Source organism: Nocardiopsis sp. CC223A (genome assembly GCF_030766825.1).
In the GTDB taxonomy this organism is placed as follows: Bacteria; Actinomycetota; Actinomycetes; order Streptosporangiales; family Streptosporangiaceae; genus Nocardiopsis.
Genome location: NZ_JASFDV010000044.1, coordinates 22,478 through 45,782, shown reverse-complemented (window position 1 = coordinate 45,782; position 23,305 = coordinate 22,478). Strand labels below are relative to the sequence as shown.

13 protein-coding genes are annotated in these 23,305 nt (G+C 73.9%); 6 read left to right on the top strand and 7 right to left on the bottom strand.

The genetic code is table 11. The features are described from left to right. The first annotated feature begins 185 nt into the window (after positions 1 to 185). On the top strand, positions 186 to 1,220 hold the full coding sequence (locus QJS33_RS18160) for a polysaccharide lyase family 1 protein (protein WP_306369197.1): 1,035 nt from the start codon (positions 186 to 188) through the stop codon (positions 1,218 to 1,220). 298 nt (positions 1,221 to 1,518) lie between these two features. Here QJS33_RS18160 and QJS33_RS18155 read toward each other — a convergent pair whose 3' ends face one another. The 3 genes from QJS33_RS18155 to QJS33_RS18145 all read right to left on the bottom strand — a co-directional run bounded on the left by QJS33_RS18155 (position 1,519) and on the right by QJS33_RS18145 (position 5,133). After that, positions 1,519 to 2,301 (bottom strand): hypothetical protein, encoded by a 783-nt coding sequence (locus QJS33_RS18155; protein WP_306369196.1) that lies wholly within the window; start codon positions 2,299 to 2,301, stop codon positions 1,519 to 1,521. A gap of 646 nt (positions 2,302 to 2,947) precedes the next feature. Further along, positions 2,948 to 3,853 (bottom strand): endonuclease domain-containing protein, encoded by a 906-nt coding sequence (locus QJS33_RS18150; RefSeq protein ID WP_306369195.1) that lies wholly within the window; start codon positions 3,851 to 3,853, stop codon positions 2,948 to 2,950. A 206-nt stretch (positions 3,854 to 4,059) separates the two neighbouring features. Continuing rightward, positions 4,060 to 5,133: a pilus assembly protein TadG-related protein gene (locus tag QJS33_RS18145; RefSeq protein ID WP_306369194.1), complete on the bottom strand. Its 1,074-nt coding sequence runs from the start codon at positions 5,131 to 5,133 to the stop codon at positions 4,060 to 4,062. A 374-nt stretch (positions 5,134 to 5,507) separates the two neighbouring features. Between QJS33_RS18145 and QJS33_RS18140 the strand changes: the two genes are divergently transcribed. Further along, on the top strand, positions 5,508 to 6,479 hold the full coding sequence (locus QJS33_RS18140; protein WP_306369193.1) for a hypothetical protein: 972 nt from the start codon (positions 5,508 to 5,510) through the stop codon (positions 6,477 to 6,479). On the opposite strand, the gene QJS33_RS18135 is transcribed toward QJS33_RS18140, so the two are convergent. The 3 genes from QJS33_RS18135 to QJS33_RS18125 all read right to left on the bottom strand — a co-directional run bounded on the left by QJS33_RS18135 (position 6,460) and on the right by QJS33_RS18125 (position 10,965). After that, on the bottom strand, positions 6,460 to 8,877 hold the full coding sequence (locus QJS33_RS18135; protein ID WP_306369192.1) for a glycosyltransferase family 4 protein: 2,418 nt from the start codon (positions 8,875 to 8,877) through the stop codon (positions 6,460 to 6,462). The two genes, QJS33_RS18140 and QJS33_RS18135, sit on opposite strands and share 20 nt — an antisense overlap. Before the next feature lie 822 nt (positions 8,878 to 9,699). Beyond that, the gene (locus QJS33_RS18130; protein ID WP_306369191.1) at positions 9,700 to 10,287 is read right to left on the bottom strand and encodes a hypothetical protein; all 588 of its coding nucleotides are present in this window, start codon (positions 10,285 to 10,287) and stop codon (positions 9,700 to 9,702) included. Positions 10,288 to 10,590: 303 nt separating this feature from the next. Continuing rightward, positions 10,591 to 10,965, bottom strand: a complete 375-nt coding sequence (locus QJS33_RS18125; protein WP_306369190.1) for a MerR family transcriptional regulator — start codon at positions 10,963 to 10,965, stop codon at positions 10,591 to 10,593. A 62-nt stretch (positions 10,966 to 11,027) separates the two neighbouring features. On the opposite strand from QJS33_RS18125, the gene QJS33_RS18120 reads away from it, so the two are divergent. From QJS33_RS18120 to QJS33_RS18105, 4 genes are all read left to right on the top strand, one after another. Beyond that, the gene (locus QJS33_RS18120; RefSeq protein ID WP_306369202.1) at positions 11,028 to 11,255 is read left to right on the top strand and encodes an aldo/keto reductase; all 228 of its coding nucleotides are present in this window, start codon (positions 11,028 to 11,030) and stop codon (positions 11,253 to 11,255) included. A 610-nt stretch (positions 11,256 to 11,865) separates the two neighbouring features. Continuing rightward, positions 11,866 to 13,149 (top strand): polysaccharide lyase family 1 protein, encoded by a 1,284-nt coding sequence (locus QJS33_RS18115; RefSeq protein WP_306369189.1) that lies wholly within the window; start codon positions 11,866 to 11,868, stop codon positions 13,147 to 13,149. 552 nt (positions 13,150 to 13,701) lie between these two features. Continuing rightward, the gene (locus QJS33_RS18110) at positions 13,702 to 15,666 is read left to right on the top strand and encodes a tetratricopeptide repeat protein (RefSeq protein ID WP_306369188.1); all 1,965 of its coding nucleotides are present in this window, start codon (positions 13,702 to 13,704) and stop codon (positions 15,664 to 15,666) included. A gap of 109 nt (positions 15,667 to 15,775) precedes the next feature. Then, positions 15,776 to 20,227 carry an AAA domain-containing protein gene (locus tag QJS33_RS18105; protein WP_306369187.1) on the top strand — a complete coding sequence of 1,484 codons (4,452 nt, stop codon included), beginning with the start codon at positions 15,776 to 15,778 and terminating at the stop codon, positions 20,225 to 20,227. Between the two features lie 299 nt (positions 20,228 to 20,526). Here QJS33_RS18105 and QJS33_RS18100 read toward each other — a convergent pair whose 3' ends face one another. After that, entirely contained in the window at positions 20,527 to 23,109 is a 2,583-nt protein-coding gene (locus QJS33_RS18100) for an AMP-binding protein (protein ID WP_306369186.1), read from the bottom strand. Positions 23,110 to 23,305: the final 196 nt, after the last annotated feature.

Below are 23,305 nucleotides of genomic sequence, written 5' to 3'. Positions count from 1 at the left end.
GTCACCGGCGGCCCTGACCCGCCGCCGTTGACGTCCTTTCGGGCGCCGACCCCCTCGCGGGGCCGGCGCCCTCCTGTGTTCCGCGGGCCCGTGCGGGCCGGGTTGGGACCGTGGCCCGCGCTGTGGCAAGGTGTGGCTCGACCCCCTCGGTCCCCCCGACCGCCCCGCTCGCTGGAAAGCTCTCCATGACCGCACGTTCGCTTCTCACCGTTGTGACGGCCCTGGCGCTCGGCGCCGCCCTGGCCGCCTGCTCCGGTGGGGAGGACCCCGCTCCCGAACCCGCCCAGGCCGGGGCCGACTCCCCGGCGCCCGACACGGTCGACGAGAGCCCCGTCCCCTCGGAACCGGCCCCCGACGACGGGCCGGCCGCCCCCGTCGGCTGGGCCGCCCAGCCGCTGGAACGGGACGGTGAGGAGTTCCCCGCGGTCACCGGTGGCGCCGCCGGAGAGACCGTCACCGCCACCGGCGCCGACGAGCTCGCCGAGCACCTGGCCGCCGAGGAACCCCTCGTGATCGAGGTCTCGGGCGACGTCGACCTGGACGGGACCGTCGAGATCGGCTCCGACAAGACCCTCACCGCCGCCGCGGACGAGGCCGCCGTACTGACCGGGGGGCGCCTGGTCGTGGACGGGGCGGCCAACGTCATCGTCAGCGGCCTGACCCTGGACACCGCCGGCACCGCGGTGTCGGTGCGCGGCGGCGCCCACCACGTGTGGATCGACGGCAACACCCTGCGCGACGGCGGCGGCGACCCGCTCGTGAGCGTCACCGCCGGCGCCGACCACGTGACCGTCTCCCGCAACCACTTCCGCGACGCCGCGGCGGCGCTGAGCATCGGCGGCAGGGAGGAGGAACCGGGGGCGCTGCGGGTCAGCGTCCACCACAACCTCTTCGACGGCACCGCCACGCGCAGCCCCCGGGTCCGCGGCGGCGAGGCGCACGTGTTCAACAACCTCTACCGGGGCGACGCCGAGTACGGGGTGGAGTCGGGGTACGGCTCCGCCGTCCTGGTGGAGGGCAACTACTTCGACGGTTTCGGGATCTCCGTCCGCGTCGACCCGGAGGAGCCCGGCGCCGCCTTCACCCGCGACAACCTCCTGGTGGACACCGCCCAGCCCGAACTCTTCGGTTCGGTCGACGACCCGCCCTACGCCTACGAGCTCGACGACACCGCCGACGTCCCCGACATCGTCTCCGCCTCCGCGGGAGCCCCCGGCTGACCCCGCCGCCCGCAGGCGGCCGCCCGGCCCCGGGGTCGCGGCTCCGAGGCGGTTTCCCGGGCCCGCCGCCTGCGGGCCCGGTCCTTCACCGCCGTCCGCCCGTGCCGGTACCGGTAGTGGTACGGCCCCATGGTCGCCGTTCGCGGGTGGCGGCCACCGGCCGGAGGGTGTCCGCCCGGTGTTCCTCCGCCCGCCCGAGCCGGTATCCGCCCGGCCCCGGGACCGCGGTCCCGACAAGGTGCCCCGGGCCCGCCGCCCGTGGGCTTCCGCCGACGGCGGTTCGCGCCCGGCGGGGGCCTCAGACGGGCGGGTGCCCGTACTCGTAGAGCTCCTCCAAGCCGGTCGGGGTGCCGTAGGCCAGGCGCAGGGGGTCCCCGTCGGGGGAGAGCCACAGGGTGAACGGCACCCCCTCCACCGACTCCAGGGTGTTGGTCCCGGTCTCGGGGTCGTGGCCGCCGACCCACGCGGTGAACGTCCCCTCGTAGCGCAGGGCGGCGCGGGCGCCCGCCTCGGTGTCGAGCTCCTCCCGGCCCACGAGCTCCAGGTCGGCGGAGGTCTCGGCGATCTCGTGCAGCTTGGCGGCGCCGAACATCGCCGAGCACAGGTACCGGTCCGCCTCGGAGGGCTCCTCCGGGATCTGTAGCCCGTGCCCCGCCGTGGTGATCGGCACGCCGTCCCCCAGGTCGTAGTGGTACACCTCGGGGCCGTCCGCGTAGGTGAAGGACAGCTCGAACCGCGGGTTCCCGGACGCGTCGTAGGACGCGGTGCCCTCGCCCACCCGCCGCCCCTCCCGGAGCCGGGTGAAGGACAGCGCGTAGGAGTCGGCCCCCTCCATCCGCTCGGCGGCGTCCAGCACGAACGCGGCGGCGTCCTCGGGGGAGGGCCGTTCGGGTTCGGGCTCCTTCAAGACCACCCGGGCCACCCACCAGCCGCTGGCGGCCACGGCCAGGCACACGGCGAGGAGTACCAGGGCCATCGGCCACCCCAACCGCCCGACCGGGGCGGCGGGCTCGTTCTCGGGCACGGTGTCGGGCAACGACGACATCGACGACACGGCCTCGACCTCGATTCTGCGGTTCACGCGACCGCGCGCGGATCGCGGGGGGTACGGGGGGTCGTCGTCCGGAGCGCCCGGACGACATCGCGGTGTTGTGCGTGCCCAAGGTACGACGCGGTGACGCAGTGTTCTGTTCGATGATCGCGTACACGCGATCACCACCCGTGCTCACGAACCCCAGGACCCAGTCCCCGGCGGGGGAGTCCAGGGCCGGCCCCCAGAACCCGAACGTCCCGGTCCGTGCCAGGCGGCGCAGTACCTCGTCCGAGGCGTGCTCCCACAGCAGCCGGACGGCGATCCGGGCGGCCGGCACCTCCGAGAAGGAACGGCTGGAGAAGAGTTCGTGCAGCTCTTCCGCCTCCAACCGCAGGACGGTCGCCTCCAGCACGTCCGAGTCCAGCAGCGCCAGCACGGCCAGGGCGCAGTCCACCCTGCCCACCGGGTCCGGGCGCGGCAGTCCGCGGCCGCAGCGCAGCAGGACGTCCGCCGCGGCCACCGGGTCCAGGGTCCGGTCCGGATCGGCGGCGGGCCCCTGCACCACCCGGTGCAGCGACCGCTCCACCCCCTCCCAGACCGGGCGGACGGGGAGCACCGCGACGACCAGTACCGCCACCAGCGACAGCACCGCCGCGTACTCCAACAGCGCGTGTCCGCGATCCATGGCGCCCCCTCACCGCAGCCGGGGCGGCCGGCGGCCGAAGCCCCGGATGCGCAGACGCATCCGGTCCCGGTGCTCCTGGGGGCAGCTCCAGCCCCGGGCGAACAGTTCGTCGCGGATCCGGGTCAGCAGCTTCGGGGTGTGGCACTGGAGCATGTGGATCGTCACCGGGACGACCTGCCAGTCCGCCGCGCGCATCAGCGTGTACCGGGCCCGGTCGCGTCTCTCCGGCCGCGGCCCGTGATGGTGCAGCTCGCTGTCGTACTCCACCGCCAGCCGGTAGCACGGCCACCCCAGGTCGGCGTGGAGCGTCCGGGGGCCCACCGGCACCGGGCACTGCACCAGCGGCGGGGGCAGGCCCGCCTGCCGGATCACCGCGCGCAGCCACGACTCGGCGGGGGACTGGCTCAGCGGCGACGCGTAGCCGACCGCCGTGCACAGCCGCTTGGCATGCGTCCCCGTGAACAGGTGCCGGTGCCCCAGCACCCGCCCCGGGTCGACCAGCCCCCGGGCGAGGAAGGCGTCGATGCGCGCGGTCGCCACCGGCACCGACGGGGCCAGGGCCGTCACCTCCGCGGCGGTGCGGGCCGCCGAGGTGACGGGGATCCCCGCCACCGCCACCCGGTCGACGGGCGGTACCACCTCCCGGCGCACCGCCACCGGCAGGCCCCGCAGCGGTGTGCCCGGCGGCAGCGCCACCCGTGGCGGCAGCCGGATGATCCGCTCCTCGGGGGCGGTCAGGTCCACGCCCCACAGGTAGGCGGCGGTCAGGCCGCGCACCACCGCGTCCGGGGACAGCACGGGGACGATCGGCCGCAGCGTCCGCAGCAGCGGCTCCCGGTCCGGCAGCGGCTCCCGGTCCGACGGCTCGTGCCCCGGGACAGGGGGGCACTCGGGGTTCAGGGGGTCACAGGTCATGGATCCAGGTTCGGCGCGGACCCGGGCCCGGACAAGCCCTTCCCCGAACCTGTGGACAACCCTGCCGGTGGTGTCCCGCCGAGTGGTGTGACTTCGTTCCGCCCCCGGGTACCGAAGGCGACAACGCCCCGGTCGGCGACTCGTCCTCGTCCGAACAGCCGGTGTTCTCACACCACTCGACGGGACATGACCACCCTCCCGGGCCGCTACCGCATGTCCCCCGGCCCCGCGGCCAGGTGGATGTGGTCCACATGGTCCTGGGTGAGGTCCCCGGTGCTCTGGTGGAAGCGCCGCACCTCCATCCAGGGGCCCACCGGGTCCTTGGCCGAGTTCCAGAGGTGGTGGTCGTAGATCAGCCCCTTGACGCCCAGCCGGTGGGCGTTCTGGATGACCCAGTCGATCACGCCCAGCGCGCTGTCGTGCATCGGCGCGGTGGGGACGGTACCGATGGGCGCCATCATGTAGTCCACCGCCATGCCGTAGCCGTGGTCGCTGGTGGGCTCGTTGCGGTAACCGCCCGCGCTCAGGTAGAAGCCGCCGAACTCCGCCTGGAGGGTCTCGTGCACCTGGCACATGACCGGGTGCAGTTGCCCCAGCGAGGCGCAGTCCACGATCGCCCCGCCGCCGAACACCACCCGGCTGGGGTCGAACTCGTAGCGCCCCTCCTGGTCCACCAGGTGCACGCTCACCACCCGGCGGGCCTGGTCCAGGCTCGTGATGTCGCCGCCCGCGCAGTAGATCCCGCCGGCGTCGCGCCCGCACTCGGGGAACTCCGCGATCGCGATCGCCGCGGCCGTCCCCACCCGTGTGTTCCCGTCCTCCTCGCCGTCGCAGGTCACATCGCCCCAGTGCCGGGAGCCGTCCGCCTCCAGCTCCTTCTGGCAGATGGCCCCGCGCACCTCCACCCGCACGATGTTGCCGTTGCGCCCCATGACGTTGTCGCTGGCCCGGATGTCGGTCACCACCGCGTCGTTGGCCCTGGCATACTCCTCGGCGCGCTTGCGGGCGACGTCCTCGTCGAACAGGGGCATGGGGAAACGCCCCTCCACCAGGTCGTCGGCCGCCGACTCCTGTAGGGCGCTCACCGCCGCCAGCGCGGCGGCGTCCGCCGCGGTCTGCACCCGCGAACGCTGGTCCCCGGCCGCCCCCACGCGCACGAACAGCAGCGTCAGCGCCAGCAGGGCCAGGGTCAGCCCGAACAGGAGCAGGATGTTGGCCTGCCCGTCTTCGCGGTGACCGAGCAGGTGACGTCGTCGGGGGGCGGGGGGCGGCGATCCCATGCTGTCGTCCGAGGGGGTGAAGGGGCGGGCGGGGAGGTCCGGGGGTGGCACGGGGTGAGCACCCGGCCACATGGGGGCCCACCGGGCGCAGCCTACCCCGAGGTTCCCGGGACCGGTAGGGGATCGGGGTTCCCTGTGGACGGAAGGCCCGTGGCCGGGTGCGGCCGCCGGGGTGCGGTCGGCCGGGAACGTGGGAAGGGTGTGTTCGGCATCGGTTCCGTGACACACCCCGGTTTCCCGCGCGTGTGTCCGACAAAAACCGACTCCAGCGGAGAGGATGGACGCTGTCCGACACATTCCGTATCAGCAGATCCACCGCCCGGTCGGCGGTGGCCCGGTGAGCAGAAGGCGAGAGTATGCATCCACGTACTCCGATGACAGCGGTGGAACAGGACCGGTCCCTCCGTCGGATCGGGACGGTGCTCCTGGAGGCCGCCCCGCAGGACTGGATCAAACTCCGCCTGGTGTACGCGGGCCTGGTTGACTGCGAGTCCATCCACCTGGAGGCCCTGATGCCCGGCGGCGGCTGCGTCGGCCGCATCCCGCCCCTGGCGCTGCTCGACGAGCTCCGGGAGCTGCGGGCGGGGATGGCCGCCCCCCGCACCGGAACCTGGTACACGGTCTACTACGACCTGGAGCGCCCGGCCCGCTACCGGGTCCGCTACGACCACGACAACGAACCCCACTTCGACGAACCCCGCGACAACGACAGCTACCTGCTGGACCTGGAGCACTTCCCCCGGGACCGCGCCCACATGCCGGACTGGCTGCTGGAGCGCCTGGAGGGCGGCCTGGTCCCGGAAACGGTGTCGCCGTGGATGGCGCTGGCCGCCCCGGGAGCCTCGCGCGAGGGCCGCATCGACCCGGGCGACATGACCCCGGAGGAGATGATGGACACCGTCCAGGAGATCGCCGACCGCACCATCGCGGCGGTCTGGGGCCGGTGGCGGGAGATCGTCATCGACCACAAGGCGCTGATCGGCGTGGCCTCCACCCGGGTGGAGGTCACCCGCGAGGACGGCCCGGAATGGGACCTGCTGCCGCCGGAGGCGACCCGGCTGCTGGGCCGGCTGCGCACCGGCATGTACCAGCCGGGCAAGGGCACCTGGTTCACCGCCAGACTCACCGTCAAGGAGTCCCGCGAGATCGGCGTCCACTTCGATCACGGCAACCCGCCGGAGTTCGACGCCGAACCCGACCCCCGCGACTTCTACCGGGACGCGGTGCGCTTCCCCCGCACCGCCGACCACATGCCCGACTGGCTGCTGGAGCGGCTCGGCCGCGCGCAGCGCATGATCCGCGCCGAGAACGGCGGGCGCGACCCGTTCACCGGAGCCGCCGGTTGATCGCCGACCACAGGTGAACGTCGGCCACGGTGACCTTCAGGTCGCCGTTGGCCAGCGGCGACGCGGTCACCGAGCGCACGTACGGCCCGTGGTTCCAGCGCCGGGCGGTGTGCCCGAGCACGCTCCCGGCGCCGATCCGGCTCAGCGCCCCGGCCGGGCCGACCAGCAGCCGCACCTGCCAGGACGCCCGCATGCCGTCGGCGGCGGTGTACTCGGGGCGGGCCGGCAGCGGCGGCGTCCCGGTCAGCAGGCGGCCCTCCACGTCCAACGGGTACCGCTGTCCGGCGTCGGTGCCGCGCACCACCTCCACCGCCGCCTCCACCCCCTCGGGCAGGGCGTCGGTGAGCCGGAACGCGAACCGCAGCCGGTCGCCCCGCCCGGTGGCGCGCACCCGCACGTCCTCGACCTCCACGGTGGGCGCCAGTGCCGAGGTCATCAGCCCCAGCCGGTCGTTGACCGTGTAGTAGGGGCGCACCCGCGACCCCGGGCCGCGGGCCGGGCGGACGTCCTGGGCCGGGTACTCGATGATCCGCTTGTACCCGACGACCCCGGGCAGGTGGCGGCCCACGGTGCACTCGGTGCCGTTGGACAGCACCAGCCGCAGCTCCCAGGTCTCGGAGTCGCCGTGGCGGCCGCGCACCACCGCCGCCGGGTCGATGACGGCGGTGAACAGGCCGCCGATCGCCACCGGGGAGGAGAACTCCCGCAGCGTCCTGGGCGAGTTGCGCAACCGCACCACCATGCGGGCGCGGGCGTCGGCCTCGCCGTGCCCCAGCACCCGGCCCTGGACGGTGATGAGCCCCTCGGCGGCCTCCACGTGCTCGACCTCGGCGTGGTGGGCCGACCTGCGCACGTGCAGCAGCAGGCCGCCCTTGGCCGAACGGGTCGGGATCACCAGGGACAGCTCCGGGGTCCGTTTGGGCGCCAACGGGTAGCCCTGCTGGTGGATCTCCACGTCCCGCACCGGGGTGATGAGGTCGCCGTCGACCCGGGTCACCTCCCAGGTGTCGGCGGCCAGCCGTTCCCGGGCCGGGTCCACCAGCACCTGCCCCCGCCAGTCCGGGGCCAGGGTGATGCGTCGCCCCGAACGCACCAGTTCGATCAGGTCGGGCGGGTCGGTGAACGACAGCGTCACCAGTCCGTCGCCGCCGGCGCGCACCCGGCAGGCGACGGGGCGCTCGGCGCGCGGCGCCGGGACCGGGGGCGGGGGAGCGACGTCGGAGGCGGTCATCGGCGTTCCGGCCAGGTCGGAGAACAGGCCCTCGTGCAGGCGGACCACGTTCGCCGGGTCGAACCGCTCGGAGTCGGCCAGCGCCGCCGCGGACATGCGCCGCCGCAGCCGGTCGTCGGCCATGAGCCGGGACATGCCCTCGGCGATGCCCCGCACGGACTTGTTGGGCACCAGGAAGCCGTCCTCCTGGTCGCGGATGATGGCGGCGGGCCCGTGCGGGCAGTCGGTGCTCACCACCGGCAGGCCCGAGCGCATCGCCTCCACGATGGTCATCCCGAACGGCTCCTCGCTGGAGGTCACCGCGGCGAACGCGCCCTGCGCCCAGGCCTCCTCCACGTGCGTGTGCGGGCCCATGAGCCACACCCGGTCGTGCAGCCCCAGGGAGTCGACGAGTCCGGCCAGCGTCCCGCGGCGGTCGCCGCGGCCGTAGATGCGCAGCGTCCAGTCGGGGTACTCCTCGGCCAGCGACGCGAACGCCTTCACCAGCAGGTCGTGCCGTTTGCTGGGGGCCAGCCTGCCGGCGGAGACGATGGTGCGGCTGTTGTGTCCGTTGGTGGTGAACGGCGGGGCCGGGACCGAGTTGGGGATGGACAGCACCCGCACGCCCGGCAGCGGCATGTTCCGGGAGTAGGTGCGGGCGTCGGCCTCGGTGACGGTCACGAGGGCGTTCAGGCCCCGGTACTCCTCGGCCATGACACGCCGCAGCGATTCGGCGTGCTGCTCGTAGGTGAGGTGCTCCTGCCCGACCTTGACCACGTGGTCGGGGGCGCATCGGGCGATGACGATGTTGAGGCCGGGCCGGGTGCCGACGACGACGTCGGCGTCGGTGGTGGCCAGGTACCGTTCGAGCCGGTCGTCGGTGAGCCTGCTGTGGGTGGCGCCCCGGGTGTCCTCGGTGGGGAAGAGGACGGGGGGGAGACCGGCCCGTTCCGATCCCTCGTACAGCGGTCGGCCGCCCACCCCGGTGGACCCGTCGTGGTCGCGCACGTCGACGAGCGGGAGCAGGCGCACCCCCGGGGGCACGGGCAGGGCGGGCTCGTCGCGGTGGCGGAACACCGAGACGATCTCCACGTCGTGCCGGGCGGCCAGGGCCGCCGCCTGGTTGGCGACGGTGCGGATGGTGCCCCCGATGCCGTACATGTCGTTGATCAGATAGGCGATCTTCACCTGGCCCCCGTGTTCTCGGGGCCGGTCCGCGCCCCCGCACGGACCGGCCCCGGTCTTCGTCTCCCCGCACCGGGCACCCCCGCCGCCGAGGCGGCCTGAGCGGTACAGGAATGCACAGGCTAAAAGCGCAGATCGTCCTTGATGTGCTGTTATGTGAATTTCTGCCGGAAGGTTTGCCGCCGCATGTCGGTGTTTTACGCGCTGTTCACGGGGCCACCGGCACGGGGTGACAGGAGACGGGAGCATGTCCGCACCCGGCCGCCTCCACGCGGGGCCGGTGCCCTGACCCGGTCCGTGCATGCCCGCCGCACGAAGGACCGGTCCGTGCCCGAACACCCCTCGCCCGCCGCGACCCTACGCCCGGCCCACGGCAGACGGCGGCACTCCGCCGGCCGGTCGTGACCGTCGAAGCGCGGCGCCCGGCCGCGGGTGCGGCCATCCACCCGGTGGTGCGCCCCACCTGCAAGGAGGAGTTCACCGCAGAGGTCCACGGCCCGGAGCCGCTCAAGGACCGTGCGCGCCCCAGGTACCCGGCCCGGGGCGGTGCGCTGCTCGCGGCGGCCGTCGCGATGGCGGTCGCCGCCGTGCCGGCGTTCCCGGACATCTCGCTGACCTACCCGGCCGGGACCCGCTACGACCAGGGCCTGGGCGTCCCGTGCCGAGCCTCGGACGACCGTGCCCTGCCCCCGGTGGGATCCGCCGACCGTTCCCTCTTCCGGCCCCGGGCGGTCGGTGCCGGCCGCAGCCGCGCCCGGAGCGGGGGCGCGGCCGGGTGGTACCGGGTACGTTCCGGAGATGTGGAACGTCGCTCGGGACGGACCCTCAGAGGTATCTCCAGCAGACGGTGTAGGCGTGTTCCGGGAAGTCCCGGCTCCGCCAGGTGCTCCAGCCGTCGTAGCCGCAGAAACCGGCGGCGTTGTACTCACCCGTGCGTCCGGTCACCACGGCGTTCGCACTCGCGCAGCTGGTGGCGAAGATCGCGTGCGGACCCGAGGCCGTCTGGCTCACGCTCAGGCACTCGTTCCCCCGGGCATAGCCCAGGTCGTCCGGGTAGATCATCGACAGGCACAGCACGACGTCCAGGTAGTCATCAGAGTTGGTGAACGCCTTGGCATCGGTGTAGCGGGTGCTGTCCGTGCACCGGCCCATGTCGTTCTCGCGGCCGAAGCGTTGCAGAACCTCGAAAGCCCCCGTGCTGCAAGCGGTGATCCCCCAGGGGGACTCCGTGTCTTTCGGCCCGTAGACGCACTCCCCCACCTGCGCGTGGTAGGCCTCGCCGCCGATGTGGGAGAAGCTCAGGCACAGCACCCTGTCCGCGTCCGCGGAGGAGACGGCGAGGGAACTCCTGTCCACCCCGTCGCAGGAGTCCGGTGCGGTGGTGCCACGGAAGATGTCGACCACTTCGAACATGAGCTCGTCGCAGGGACCCGCCGGCACCGGTTCCGGGAGGAATTCGCTACCGGTGTCGTGGAAGCAGTCGCCGATCTCGGCCTCCGCGACCGGGTCGGGTTCCGGAGCCGGCTCGGGCTCTCTGAGCGGATCCGGTTCGGGCTCCGGGGGTGTTAGGGGCTGTGTCGTGGTATCGGTGCTGATCGGTTCGGTCGGTTCGCAGTACCGCGCCGCTCTCGAACCCTTCGCCGACGGCTGAGCCCGTTCGGCGCGCCGTCGCCGCGGGGGAGGACGGACCCCCGCGGGGCGGGGCGCCGTGCGCGCTCAGCCCGCCGCGGCCTCGGCGGGCCTCCCCGGGCGCAGCCCCGCGACGGCCCGCCGGTGCCGGGCGAGCCGGGCCGGCTCGTCGTCCATGTGCTCCACCTCCTGCGCCGGCAGCGGATCCAGGCAGGGCTCCACATCGCCCTCGCCCCCGCACGCGCACTCCAGAACGGTGCGGATGACCCTGGTGCCCGGCCCCGCCGCCAACAGCCGGCGGATCCGGTGCACCGTCTCCACGTCACCCGGCGCGTACACCCGCTGGCCCGCCGCCGTGCGCCGCGGCGCCAGCGGCCCCTGCTCCTCGTAGTAGCGGAGCAGCCGCACGCCGACACCCGTCCGCGCGGCCAGGTCCCCGATCCGCATTCCGGTGATCCGCACCACGTTCCCTTGCCCCTCTCACCGATGTGAGCTCTTGACGTCCGCGCATCTTCCCGGTGGCGATGGGCGGGGCGGTGGCCGCCCCACCGGTGGCCGAGGTCGCCGCCGAGACGGGGGCGACCCCCGTCCAGGTGCAGCTGGCCTGGCTGCTGCGCCGGGGCGCCCACGTCCTGCCGATCCCGGGGACGACCTCGGTGGGCCACCTGGAGGAGAACGCCGCGGCCGCGCGGCTGGAACCGACCGACGACCAGGTCCGCCGCCTGGACGCCCGGCCCCCGGCCGCGCCCTGACCGGGCCACCGCCCGCATTCCCCGGCGTGCGGGGAGGGACCGGCCCCTACAGGGCGGACCCGGCTCTGGGCCGCCTCACCGCACGTCGGTCGCCGAACGGGGAAGCGTTGATCGGCAGGGATGCCGCGACCGCCTCGTGGTGGTGCTCCGCGGCGAGCCCGTCGCGTCGCCGGGCTTTCTCCGGGGAGCCCGGCACGCCGCGGATACCCGACACCGTGCGGTGGGCGTTTCCCGGTTCGCTGAAAGAGGTGGGCGCGGCGGAGCCGGCTCCGTGCGGTCGGATCCCCCACGGACTCCCGGCCTCCCGGCATGCGCTTCAGGAGGCCCCTGCACCCGGGCGTCGGACACCGCGGGCGGTGCGCGCCCTTCGACGTCCGGAACCGCGCCGGGGGGGCGTCGGTGCCGTCTCCTGACCGGCCTCTGGAGCGTCCGCCTGGATTCCGACCGGTATGGCTGCTGACCTGGGCTGGTTGACAGGAAATCGTTTTCCCGTGAGTATCGGCCCCGACATTTGTGCAATTTATTGCACGATGGCCGTTCTCATCAGGACTGCTCCGGTGCCCGCCGCCCTGCCCCCGCACCACGCGCCGGTCGAGAGGAAACCCCGCTCATGACCACACGTGTACAGGCGTGCGTCCGTTCCCTGCTCGCCGCCGCCGGAAGCCTCACCCTCATCGCTGCGGGCTGTTCCCCGGACGCCGACCCGCAGGAGCCGCCCGCGGCCCTGGCCGCGGACCCGGCCCCGGCCGAACCCGGGCCGACGCCCTCCGCCGACCCGGCGCCGTCCGCGAGCCCGACCCCGGACCCGCGGGCGAGCGAAACCCCCGCAGACGCCGCCCAGGCCGACACCTCCACCGCCGAGGAGTCCGGCTCCGCCGTGGACCCCCACGCCGACACGCCCCTGGGCTACGCCGCGATGAACGGCGGCACCCGCGGCGGATTCGGCGGTGACACCGTCCGCGAACTGGTGCTCAGCCAATACCGGGACTGGAGCAGCGCGCCCACCCCCGGGCAGGCCCTGTACGACGTGCTCCGAGAACACCGGGACGCCCCCGACGGCACCGGACTGGTCCTCTACGTCGACGTGGCCGTCACCCGCGACCAGGTCGACGCCGAGGACATCGTCCTCAAGGACGTGTCCCACGTGTCCGTCCTGGGTGTGGGCGGGACCGGTGAGTTCGACGGGATCGGCTTCGCTCTCAGCCGCGCGCACGACATCGTCCTGCGCAACCTCACCGTCCACCACGTGTCCGAGGGCCAGGGCGACGCCGTGGGAGTGGGCGGTGCCAGCACCAACATCTGGATCGACCACAACGCGTTCTTCAGCGACATCGACGGTGTGGACAAGGACCTCTACGACGGCCTCGTCGACATCAAGCAGAACACCGAGTACGTGACGGTCTCCTGGAACGAGTTCAGCACGCACTGGAAAGCGTCGCTGGTCGGTCATGAGGACCGGGTGGAGAGCGCTCCGGACGGGATCACCTTCCACCACAACCGCTTCACCGACATCAACAGCCGCACCCCCCTCATCCGGGGCGCGGACGTGCACATGCTCAACAACGTGTTCGAGGACGTGCGGAGCTCGGCGATCAACGCCCGGATGGGTGCCCGGGTGCTGGTCGAGGGCAACCACTTCGAGGCGGTCGGCTCCGGTGGGACCGACCGCGAGACGGGACATGTGTCGGGCCCGGTGGGCTGGTGGTACGGCGGCGGCGAGACGGGCACCTGGCACCTGGTGGACAACGAGTACGTGGACACCCCGCACGAACACCTGGAGTCGACCACGGACTTCACGGTGCCCTACGAGTACCCGGCGCAGACCCCGCAGGAGGCGCGTGCGGCGGTCGAGGAGTACGCGGGCCCGGGGGTCGTGGACGTGCTGTCCGACTGAGGCCGTGTGCGGTGCCGGGGACCGGACCCCCGGTCTCCGGCACCGCCGGGAGGCCCGCGCGTCGGTACGGCCCCGGCCGACGGCCCGGGTCCCGGGGGACGGGGGACCGCGCCGACCGCGTGGTCCGTTCCGCGGAGGCGCGCGCGTATCCGGCCGATAGACCACGCGCCGGCGGCCGACACCGGGAGGCCGTACGCTCCCGGGGCCGCCACCCGGGCGGGGAAGGCGGTCTCCGCGCCGATCGGCGGCCCGGCGGTACCCGGGCCCGCCGCGGAGGCGGACACCAGGACGGCGACGATGCCGGACCGGATCGAACCGAGGCGGGCCGTTCCGTGCGCCGCCCGGGCTGGCCGTGGCCGGAACCGGCTCGCCCGGGCGAACGGCCACCGCGGCCGGGGGCCGGGCGGTAGCCTCGTCCTGCGTCCCGGGCGTCCGCGGCGCGGGGGCGGGCATACCGACGACACATGGGCCGAGACGACCGGAGGCGACCGCGGGGTCTCCCCGGGGAACCGGTGCGGGTCCCCCCGACGGGGGCGACCGGCGGAGAGGACGGTGTGGAGCGTGCTGCCGTTGCGGGCCACCGCGCTGCTGGGGACGATCATGGGCATGCACCGCTGCGGCTTCCCCTGGCCGCTGCGCCGGGCGGCGGTGGAGGAGCTGCACACCCACTTCCTGCCCGAGGACACGGGCCCCGGGGCCGACGACGGCACCCGGCCCCGCGACCCCGAGCCCCTGTCCGAGGCGTGGGCCTGGCTGGCCGCCCCCCGGCCGGGGGTGCCGCGGCTGTTCCTCACCGCCGACACGGTCACCGCCATGGACCCGGAACCGCCCCGCGGGTACACCGAGCCGGTCCCGGACGCGGAGTTCCAGGTGTGCCTGGGGTGCTCCTCCCGGGAGGAGGCCCTGCACATCGCGCGCACGCGGCTCGCCGACGGCGCCTGGCGGCAGGCGGAGTCCGCCTACCGGCGGGTGCGCCGGCTCCGCGGCCGGGCCCGCCGCGACGAGCGCAGGGCCGGGTTCGCCCCGCACCGGGCACGGTTGCAGGACCGGGCCCGGGAGCTGGCCCGGACATCGGGCCCCGACGCCCCCGAGACCCTGGCGGCCCGGGAGGAACTGGCCGCACTGCTGTGGGAGCACCGGCGCGAGTCCGCCGTGCCGGAGTACCGGTCGGTGTGGCAGGGGCGCTCGCGCACGCTCGGCCCCGACCACCCGGACACCCTGGCCGCCCGGCAGAGCCTGGCCCTGACCCTGCGCGCACTCGCCCGTCCGGAGGAGGCCGGGGCCGAGATCGGCGAGGTCCTGCGGGACCGGCGGCGGGTCCAGGGAGCGGACCACCCGGACACGCTCAAGGCCTGGGAGCTGGCCTGCCGGGTCGACGAGGACCTGATGCGGCGGGGCGTCCGGGACCGCGGCACCGGGCCCGGGACGATGCCCGACCGGGAACCGGGCCGGCTCGCGGACCTGGAATCGGAACTGCTCTCCCTGGTGGCGGCCTCCTGCCGGGTGCTGGGCCCGGACCACCCGGACACGCTGGCGCGCCGCTGGGAGCTGGGGCGGATGCCCCGGTGGCGCGGGGCCGAGGCGGAGTCGGCGTTCGAGCTCGCCCCGGTGGTCGAGACCGCCGGACGCGTCCTGGGGGAGGGGCACCGGCAGGTGCGGCGCTTCCACCGGGAGTGGACGGCCGGCCTGCGCGACGTGGCCGCGCGGCACCCGGAACACCGCACCGCGGTCGCCGACCTGGTCCGGGACCTCGTGCAGAGGCTGGGCGGGGCGCTGGGCGAGGACCATCCGCACACCCTGATGATGCGGACCGAGCTGCTGCGCGCGCTGCGGTGGGACCCGGTGCGGCAGGAGGCCGAACTCACCGAGGCGCTGGGGGCGCATCGGCGGGCCCTGGAGGCCGCCGACCCGCCGCCGGTACCGCCGGACACGGACGAGGCGGAGGTGATGGTGCGGCGTCTGGAGGCGTGCCGGGCCGCCGCGTCGGAGACCGTGCGGGCGCTGACCGCGGCCGACCGGCTCCCGGGGCGGGGACCCGGTGACCAGGAACGCCTGAACCTGCTGTTCACCGCCGCCTGGACGCTGAGCGAGATGGGGGTCCACGACGAAGCGGTCCTGGGGCTGCGGGCGATCGTGCGGGGGTACCTGCTGCGGCACGGCGACCGGGACCCGGACACCTGGCGGATCTGGCAGGCGCTGGTGGTGACGCTGGTCCGGGCGGGCGGCCGGGAGAACCTGGAGGGGGCGGCGACGGAACTCGGCGACCTGGTATCGGCCCAGACCCGGGCGCTGGGCGCCGACCACTCGGAGACCCTGCGGGTCCGCAGCCGTATGGCGGCGACGTGGGTGCGGCTGGGCCTCCTGGAGGAGGCGGAGGCCGAGTACCGGGCGGTGCTGGCGGCGCTGCGCCGTGTCGTGGGCCCGGATGCCCGGGAGACCCTGGACGTGGAGCAGCAGCTTGCGGAGGTGATCGGCTCCATCGAGGAGCAGGCCGAGCGTGAGGACACCCCGCCCTGATCCGGCGCTCTCCCGGCCGCCCGGGGTGGGATCCGGGAGCCGGTTCCGGATAGCTTGGAACGGGCGCCCTCCGCCCCCGAGCCCCGGACAGAGAGCAGCACGAGCAGCCTTGGTAGCCGACGACCCCACGGCAGTCACCGACGTCAAGCGCCTCTACGAGTTCCTCCTGCGGTCCGAGGAACTGCGCACCTCCTCCGTCCGGGACCTGGACGGCGCCCGCCGCATCCTGTGGCTGGGCGACCTGCCCGAGGACGAGCCGGGCGTCGTCTCCGGGCTCACGGACCCCTACGCGGGCGAGACCTGGCTCGCCATGGACCGGGTCCTGCGCTACCCGCCGCCCGCCCCGCCGGAAGCCCTCGAACCCTGGCTGGACCGCGACCAGATCCGCGACCCCGACCGCACCGAGGCCCCCGCGCTCCTGGACGAGCCCCTCCCGCCCGCCGCCCACCGCCACCCCCGACCGACGCCTACGGCGCAGCCCCGCCACGACGGGGACCGCGCCGCCCCCGATTCCGACACCACCGCCCCCGACGACCCCGAGCACCTGCGCACCCTCCACGCCACCTGGGCCGAGTTCTGGCTGCTGTGGGCCGAACGGGAACCCCGTGTGGCCCCGCTCGCCCGCATCTACGAGACCCTGTTCACCATCCACCAGGAGGCCGCCGACCTCGGCGACACCCACGAACTCGTCCTTGCCGTCGGCTACCTGACCTGGACGGCCGACGACCAGCCCGTCCGCCGCCACCTGGTCACCCGCCGCGTCTCGCTCGCCATGGACGACCGGGGCCGCATCAGCCTGGTCCCCGACCCGGAGGCCTCCGGCTACGTCCTGGAGGAGGACATGCTGGAGGCGGCCCAGCGCCTCACCGAGACGGCCCGCGCGCGCGTCCTGGAGCACCTCGCCGAAGCCGGCGCCTCCACCGGGCCCGAGGGGGCCGGACACCTGCACGCCGCCCTGCGCGACTGGGCCACCTCCGCCGAGGCGGGCGCCTACTACGACGAGACCCTCCACCGCCACACCGCCGACGACCACCCCGGCCGGGCCCACGTCGGCTATGCCCCCGCCCTGATCCTGCGCCCCCGCCGCCAACGCGGCCAGGTCAACGCCCTGCGTGAGATCGTCGCGGCCCTGGACGGCGCAGGCGCCGCCACCACTCCGCTGCTGCGCCACATCACGGGGGCCGCGACCGAGCCCGAACCCGTCAGCCCCGGGGGCGAACAGATCCACTTCCCCCTGGAGACCAACGCCGAACAGCGGCTCATCGCCGAACGCCTGCGCCGCAGCGAACTCGTCGTCGTCCAGGGACCGCCCGGCACCGGCAAGACGCACACGATCGCCAACCTGGTCACCGACCTGCTCGCCCGCGGCCGGCGCGTCCTCATCACCAGCCAGACCACCCGCGCCCTGCGGGTGCTCAGGGACAAGCTGCCCGAGGAGATCCGGCCGCTGGCCGTCAGCCGCACCGGCGACGGGGCAGAGGCCCAGCGCGAACTGGAGTCCTCCGTCCGCGCCATCCTCGAACGGCAGGCCGCCCACGAGCCCGCCGACGCCGACGCCGAGATCACCAGGCTCCAGGCGCGCCTGGACGCCGCCTCCCGCGAACGCGACGAGGCGCTGGGCGACCTGCGCGCCATCCGGGAGCGGGAGACCCACCGCCACCCCCGCCGGACCGGCGACTACGAGGGCACCCTGTCCGCCATCGCCGCCCGTCTCGCCGACGAGGAGGACCGCCACTCCTGGATCGGGCACGTCCCCGCCGAAACACCGGCCATCGGCGCCGCCGACGCCCTGGCCCTGCTCGCCGCCGCCCGCGCCTACACCGACGAGGACCGGGCCCTCGCCGCCTCCGTGCCCCCCGCCGACTCGCTCCCCAAACCCAGCCGGTACGCGGCCGCGCTGGCCACCATCGCCCGGGCGCGCGAGGCCGCCGACCGCGCGGCCGGCTCCTGGGGCGGCGACCTCGACGACCTCATCACCGGCATGGGCCGCAAGGACCGGGCGGACCTGCGAGCCCGCGTGGACGCCTTCACCACCGCCCGCGACGTCGCCGCCCGCCTCGCCCCACGGTGGGGCGACCCCCGCGCCGACGTCCTGCGGGGCCGCGACCGCAAGGTCCTGCTCCAGGCCCGGACCGCCGCGGACCTCCTCGACCGGGCCGAACGGGAACTCGACCGGATCGGGGGCGTGCGCTTCGACGGCCTCGACGCCTTCACCCTCACCGACGCCCTCCGCCACGTCACGGCCCTCACCGAGGGGTTCGAGGCGGGCAGGAGACTCACCGGCCCTTTCGGGATCCGCACCCGCCTGTTCAAGGAGAACGCGGTGTTCCTCCAGGCCGCCGCCATCGACGGCAGCCCCCTGGACACCGAGGACGAACTGCGCATGGTCCGCCACCGCGTCCACGCCGAACGCCACCTGTCCGAGGCCGAACGCACCCTGGACGGCTCCGACCACGCCTGGCAGGACCCCGCGCTGCGCCTGGCCGACCTCCGCGAGACCCTCGACGACCTGCACCGCCTCGTCGAACTGTCCCGCGCCCGCACCGAACTGGTCCGCTTCACCGACACCCTGCCCGGCCTGGCCGGGGTCGACTGGACCGACACCACCCGGGTCGACGCCATCGCGCTCATCCTGGCCGCCGTCGACGCCGACCATGCCGCCGTGCCCGAACGCCGCCTGGTCGCCGACGCCCTCGACACCCTGCGCGCCTGGGCCGACCTGCCCGAACCCGAGCCAGCCGCCCTGCGCCGCGCCCGCACCGCCGTCGAGGCAGCCGACCCCGACGCCTACGCCGAGGCGTGCGTCGGCCTGGAGCGCGTGCGCGAGGCCGCCCGGCGCCGCGACGAACGCGACACCGCCCTGGCCCGGGTGCGCGAGGGCCATCCGGACCTGGCCGACCGCGTCGCCGCGGACCCCCACCGGACCCACTGGGACACCCGCCTGCCCGACCTTGAGGACGCCTGGGCGTGGTCGGTGTGGAACCGGCGGCTGGCCGAACTCACCGACCCGGCCGCCGAGGAGCGCTGCCGGACCCGGCTCGACGCGGCCGACCACGAGGTCCGGTCGACACTGGGCGGCCTCGCCGCCGCCAAGGCCTGGCGGGCCTGCCTGGGGCGGCTCACCCACGCCCAGGAGGTGGCGCTCGCCTCCTACCAGCGCAGCATCCGCCGGATCGGCAGGGGCACCGGCAAGTACGCCGCCCGCTACCAGAACCAGGCGCGCGAGAGCCTGCGCGAGTGCCGGCCCGCGATCCCCGCGTGGATCATGCCCCTCCACCAGGTGGTGTCCACCGTGCCGATGGACACCCCCGGCTCCTTCGACGTGGTCATCGTCGACGAGGCCAGCCAGTGCGGCCCCGACGCCCTCCTGCTGGCCTGGCTCGGCAGACGCCTGGTGGTCGTCGGGGACGACAAGCAGGTCAGTCCGCGCAACGTCGGCCTGGACCAGGAGCAGGTGTTCACCCTCCAGCACCGGCACCTGGAGCCGCTGCCCGCCTCGCGCCGCAACCTGTTCGCGCCCAACAACAGCCTGTTCGACATCGCCTCCGCCCTCGCCGGGAGCCGCGGCAGGCTCATGCTCCGCGAGCACTTCCGCTGCATGCCCGAGATCATCGGCTTCTCCAACGAGCACTTCTACGACGGCAGGCTCCAGCCGCTGCGCCAGTACGCGGCGGACCGCCTGCCGCCGCTGCACACGGAGTACGTCGACTCCGGCGCGCTGGAGAGCCGGGGATCGGGTCAGGTCAACCGCGCCGAGGCCGAGCGGCTCGTGGAACGCCTCGGGGAGTGCTGCCGGGATCCCGCCTACCGGGGGCGGACGCTGGGAGTGGTGACCCTGTTGGGAGATGCCCAGCAGGCGCTGATCGAGAGACTGGTCGCCGACCGGCTGTCGCTGGAGGAGCGGATCGAGCGGCGCGTCCGTGTCGGCAACCCGGCGGCCTTCCAGGGGGACGAGCGCGACGTGATGTTCCTCAGCGCCGTCTACGCGCCCGTCGGAACCGACGGCGAGCCCCGCCGGGCGGCGCCGTTCAGCGCCGAGGGCTACCGCCAGGCCATCAACGTCGCCGCCTCACGCGCCCGCGACCAGGTGTGGTTCTTCCACAGCTTCACCCTGTCGGACCTGGGCGGGACCGACCTGCGCCGGGCCTACCTCGACTACCTGCTGCGGCCCGCGGCCGAGGCGGACGCCGCCGGGCCGGTCGAGGTCCCCGCCGACGTGCGCGTGGACCCGTTCGACAACCTCTTCGAACAGCGCGTCTACCGGGCCCTGACCGCGCGCGGGTACCGGGTGCGGCCGCAGTGCCCGGCGGGTCGGCACCGCATCGACCTCGTGGTGGAGGGCGGCACCCGCCGCCTGGCGGTGGAGTGCGACGGTGACGCCTTCCACGCGGGGGACACCGCGGCCGACGACGCCGACCGGCAGCGCGAGCTGGAGCGCGTGGGGTGGACGTTCGTGCGGCTTCGGGGCAGCCGCTTCTTCCGCGACCCGGAGGAGGCCCTGCGCCCGCTGTGGAAGCAACTGGAGCGGATGGGCATCGAACCGGCCGGGCCGGGGCTGTGAGGGAGAGGGGCCCGTTCCCCCGGACGGTTGCGGGCTCCGGGTCCCACGGTCTCCGGCGGGCCCGCCGGCGGGGTTTCCTTTCCGGGTGAGCGGCACGTCGTTCGGCCACCCGCGGTGGGCCGGGGGCGGTGGGTCCCGGCCGGTGGACGCGGCCGGTGCCGTGGAGGCACCGGCCGCGAGTGGTCACAGGGGCGATCAGGTGTACGGGGCGAGGCGGCCGCGGATGCGGACGGTGCGCCCGGCGGACCCGTCACCGGGCCCGGCGGGCTCCGGGCCTCGGGACCGAAAGAGGGCAACGCTCACGGAGCGGTGATCATCCTGTGCAACGCGCTCCGATCGACCTTGCCCACCGGCGTCTCCGCCAGGGAGGGAACGACCGTGATCCTGGTGGGGACGCCGAGCACGTCGGACAGCTCCCGGGTATCGAACTCCGGCGTGTCCGCCTCCGCCACGACGAAGGCGTGGGCGGTGTCCTCGGTGAACACCACCTTGGCCCTGCGCACCCCGTCCGAGCGCAGGAGGGTGTCCTCCACGTCGCGGCTGGTGACGCTCCTGCCGTTGAACTCGGCCACCTCCGCGATGCCTTCCTGGCGCAGGAACCGCCCGTTCACGTGGAGGCGTCCCGCGTCGTCCACGAAGCCGATGTCCCCGGTGTCGATCCACTCGGAACGGTGCGGTGCCCGGCCCACGTACCCGGCCATGGCTGTCGGGGCGCTCACCCAGATACGGCCCCGGCGGTAGAGCGGCAGGGCCTCTCCCCCGGGACCGCGGACGGCGATCCCGACCCCCGGAAGCGGTAGGCCGACACAGTCGGGGGCTTCGGCGCCGACGGCGGCCGTGAAGCACAGCAGGAGGGCCTCGCTCAACCCGTACCCCTGGGCCATGGGGCGTAGGAAGGTCCGTTCGAACGTCTCGCGCAGCGCGGGCAGGACCGGGTCGTCGCCGCACATGCTGACCGCCCAGTTCGACAGGTCCAGTCCGGTCGGGCCGTCGGCGCTCCTCTCCCGCCACTCCTCGACGAACCCGTGGAAGTGCGTGGGGACCCCGACGGCGTGCGTCGCCCGAGTCCTGGACATCGCCTCCAGGCCGCTCCAGTCCGCCCGGGGGAGCGTCAGGCAGGAACCCGCCCGAAGGGCGGCGGGGACGACGATCCCGGCGGCGAACGCGTGGAACAGCGGCAGCAGGAGGGCGATCCGCTCCGAGCCGTCCAGACGCGTGGCCCGGGCGGCCGCCCGGCCGCTCATGGCCGACGAACCGCTGGTGTGCTGGACGAGTTTCGGCCGACCGGTGGTGCCGGAGGTGGCGAAGGCGGTGCCCCCGGCGAGAGCGGGGTCGGGGGCGGGGTCGTGCCCGGACGGCCGCCCCCGGGGGGTGAGGACCGCGGTTCGCCCCCACTCCGGGGGCGGGGACGCCCCCTCGGGGAGCAGGAGCACGTTGGCGCCGGCCCTCACGGCCCCGAGGTAGGTGATGACGGAGGCGGTGTCGTGCGCCATGGTGAGCGTCACCCGGGTCCCCGGGCCGACCCCGTGTCCGGTGAGCGCCCGGGAACGTTCGTGGACGCCGGCCTCCAGGTCCGCGTAGGTGAGCGTGCCGTCCGCGGAGACGAGCGCCGCCTTCCCGGGCGTGCACTCGGCGGTGCGGGCGAGCGTCCCGTCGAGAGTCGTCGGGTCGGTGCGGCGGGCCGCCGACGCCCCGCTCCTGCGCGCAGGAGCGGGCGCGGTCGCCGACGAGGCCGCGCGTCCCCGACGGGAGCCGAAGCCGTGGTCCAGGGCGTAGGACCAGACGCGCTCCCCGTAGTCCTCCAGTAAGGGCGGGTGTACCCCCGTGGCCTGGATCGTCGCCGTGATGTCGAACGAGGGGACCCCCGGGCTCAGGAACGGCAGGTAGGCCGAGATGAGTCGGGAAGCACTCCGCATACGGGAGGAGGCCAGGCCGTGCGGCGCGGTTCCCATGCGCGTGATCAGGTCGGGCGGGAAGAACCGCAGTTCGGGAACGCCGTGTCCGCCCCGGTGGCCGACGAGCGTCCGCCTGATGTTCTCGTAGAGCTCATGGGCGGTCGGAGCCCTGTCACCCGCGCAGATGTGGAAGGTGAGGTTCTGCCCGGTGCGCGCCAAAGCGGCGATGCTCTCGCCGACATAGTCCGATGGGACGATGTCGAGAACGTGGTCGGGCTCGGCGGGAACGAACGGGAGCCGGTCGTCGGCGTAGGCGCGGACGAAATTGTAGACGGTGTCGAAGCCGAACGCTCTTCCCGTGCGCGAGGATCCGATGATGATCGATGGGCGGTAGATCATGAAGGGTATTCCGGAGTTCCTCACCTCCTGTTCGGCGAGTGCTTTCGAGTATTCGTAGGAGTTCCTGAATCGCGCTTCCACGTCCGGCGGTGAGGGCGACGCCACGCCGTCCGCCGTCGTCGCGACGTAGGCGGTGGACACGTAGTGCAGGGTGCGCGGACATCCTGAAGTGCGGAGTTCGGTACAGGTGTCCAGGAAGTTCCGTACAGTGCGGACGTTGGCCTCCAGGGCCTCCTCCTCGGACATGGCGAAGGAGATGTTCGAGGCGAGGAAGAAGATCTCGTCGACGCTGTTCAGGAGAGCATTGCCGGAATCGTCGAGACCGAGGCCGGAACGCGACAGGTCGATTCTCAACGGGATGAACCGCGACCGTTCCCTGTCGGCCTCCGGGCCGATGGACCAGGCGACGGCCTCGCCGATGCGCGCACGCAGGTGATCGTCCGATCGGGCCCTGGCCATGAGGACGAAATCCGCATCGGGGAATTCGCTGGCCAAGATGCCGAGCAACTCCCGTCCGAGGTGTCCGGTCGCTCCGACGATCGCTATGCGATGCCTTTTTCGGGTGCTGGTGATAGGGGGTTGTGGCATGGTGACATGTTAGGAACGAATTCTTTTCTGTCAATTTTTTCACCGCTTCGAAGTCTCTGATCAGGGATTTCATGTACAGGCGGTGGGTGGGCTGCGAAAGAGGTCTTGACGCGTAATGCGATGGTGCTCTATATCTCGCCACCTGGTTGGTCGGCTCCGGCTCTGGCCCGTGGGCCGAGATGTGTGTAGGGTCCTC

Bases quoted from the DNA above. Each gene is read 5' to 3' on its own strand.
- QJS33_RS18100 (WP_306369186.1), bottom strand. From the start codon at position 23,109: ATGCCACAACCCCCTATCACCAGCACCCGAAAAAGGCATCGCATAGCG.
- QJS33_RS18115 (WP_306369189.1), top strand. From the start codon at position 11,866: ATGACCACACGTGTACAGGCGTGCGTCCGTTCCCTGCTCGCCGCCGCC.
- QJS33_RS18145 (WP_306369194.1), bottom strand. From the start codon at position 5,133: ATGGGATCGCCGCCCCCCGCCCCCCGACGACGTCACCTGCTCGGTCAC.
- QJS33_RS18140 (WP_306369193.1), top strand. From the start codon at position 5,508: ATGACAGCGGTGGAACAGGACCGGTCCCTCCGTCGGATCGGGACGGTG.
- QJS33_RS18150 (WP_306369195.1), bottom strand. From the start codon at position 3,853: ATGACCTGTGACCCCCTGAACCCCGAGTGCCCCCCTGTCCCGGGGCAC.
- QJS33_RS18130 (WP_306369191.1), bottom strand. From the start codon at position 10,287: ATGTTCGAAGTGGTCGACATCTTCCGTGGCACCACCGCACCGGACTCC.
- QJS33_RS18160 (WP_306369197.1), top strand. From the start codon at position 186: ATGACCGCACGTTCGCTTCTCACCGTTGTGACGGCCCTGGCGCTCGGC.
- QJS33_RS18120 (WP_306369202.1), top strand. From the start codon at position 11,028: ATGGGCGGGGCGGTGGCCGCCCCACCGGTGGCCGAGGTCGCCGCCGAG.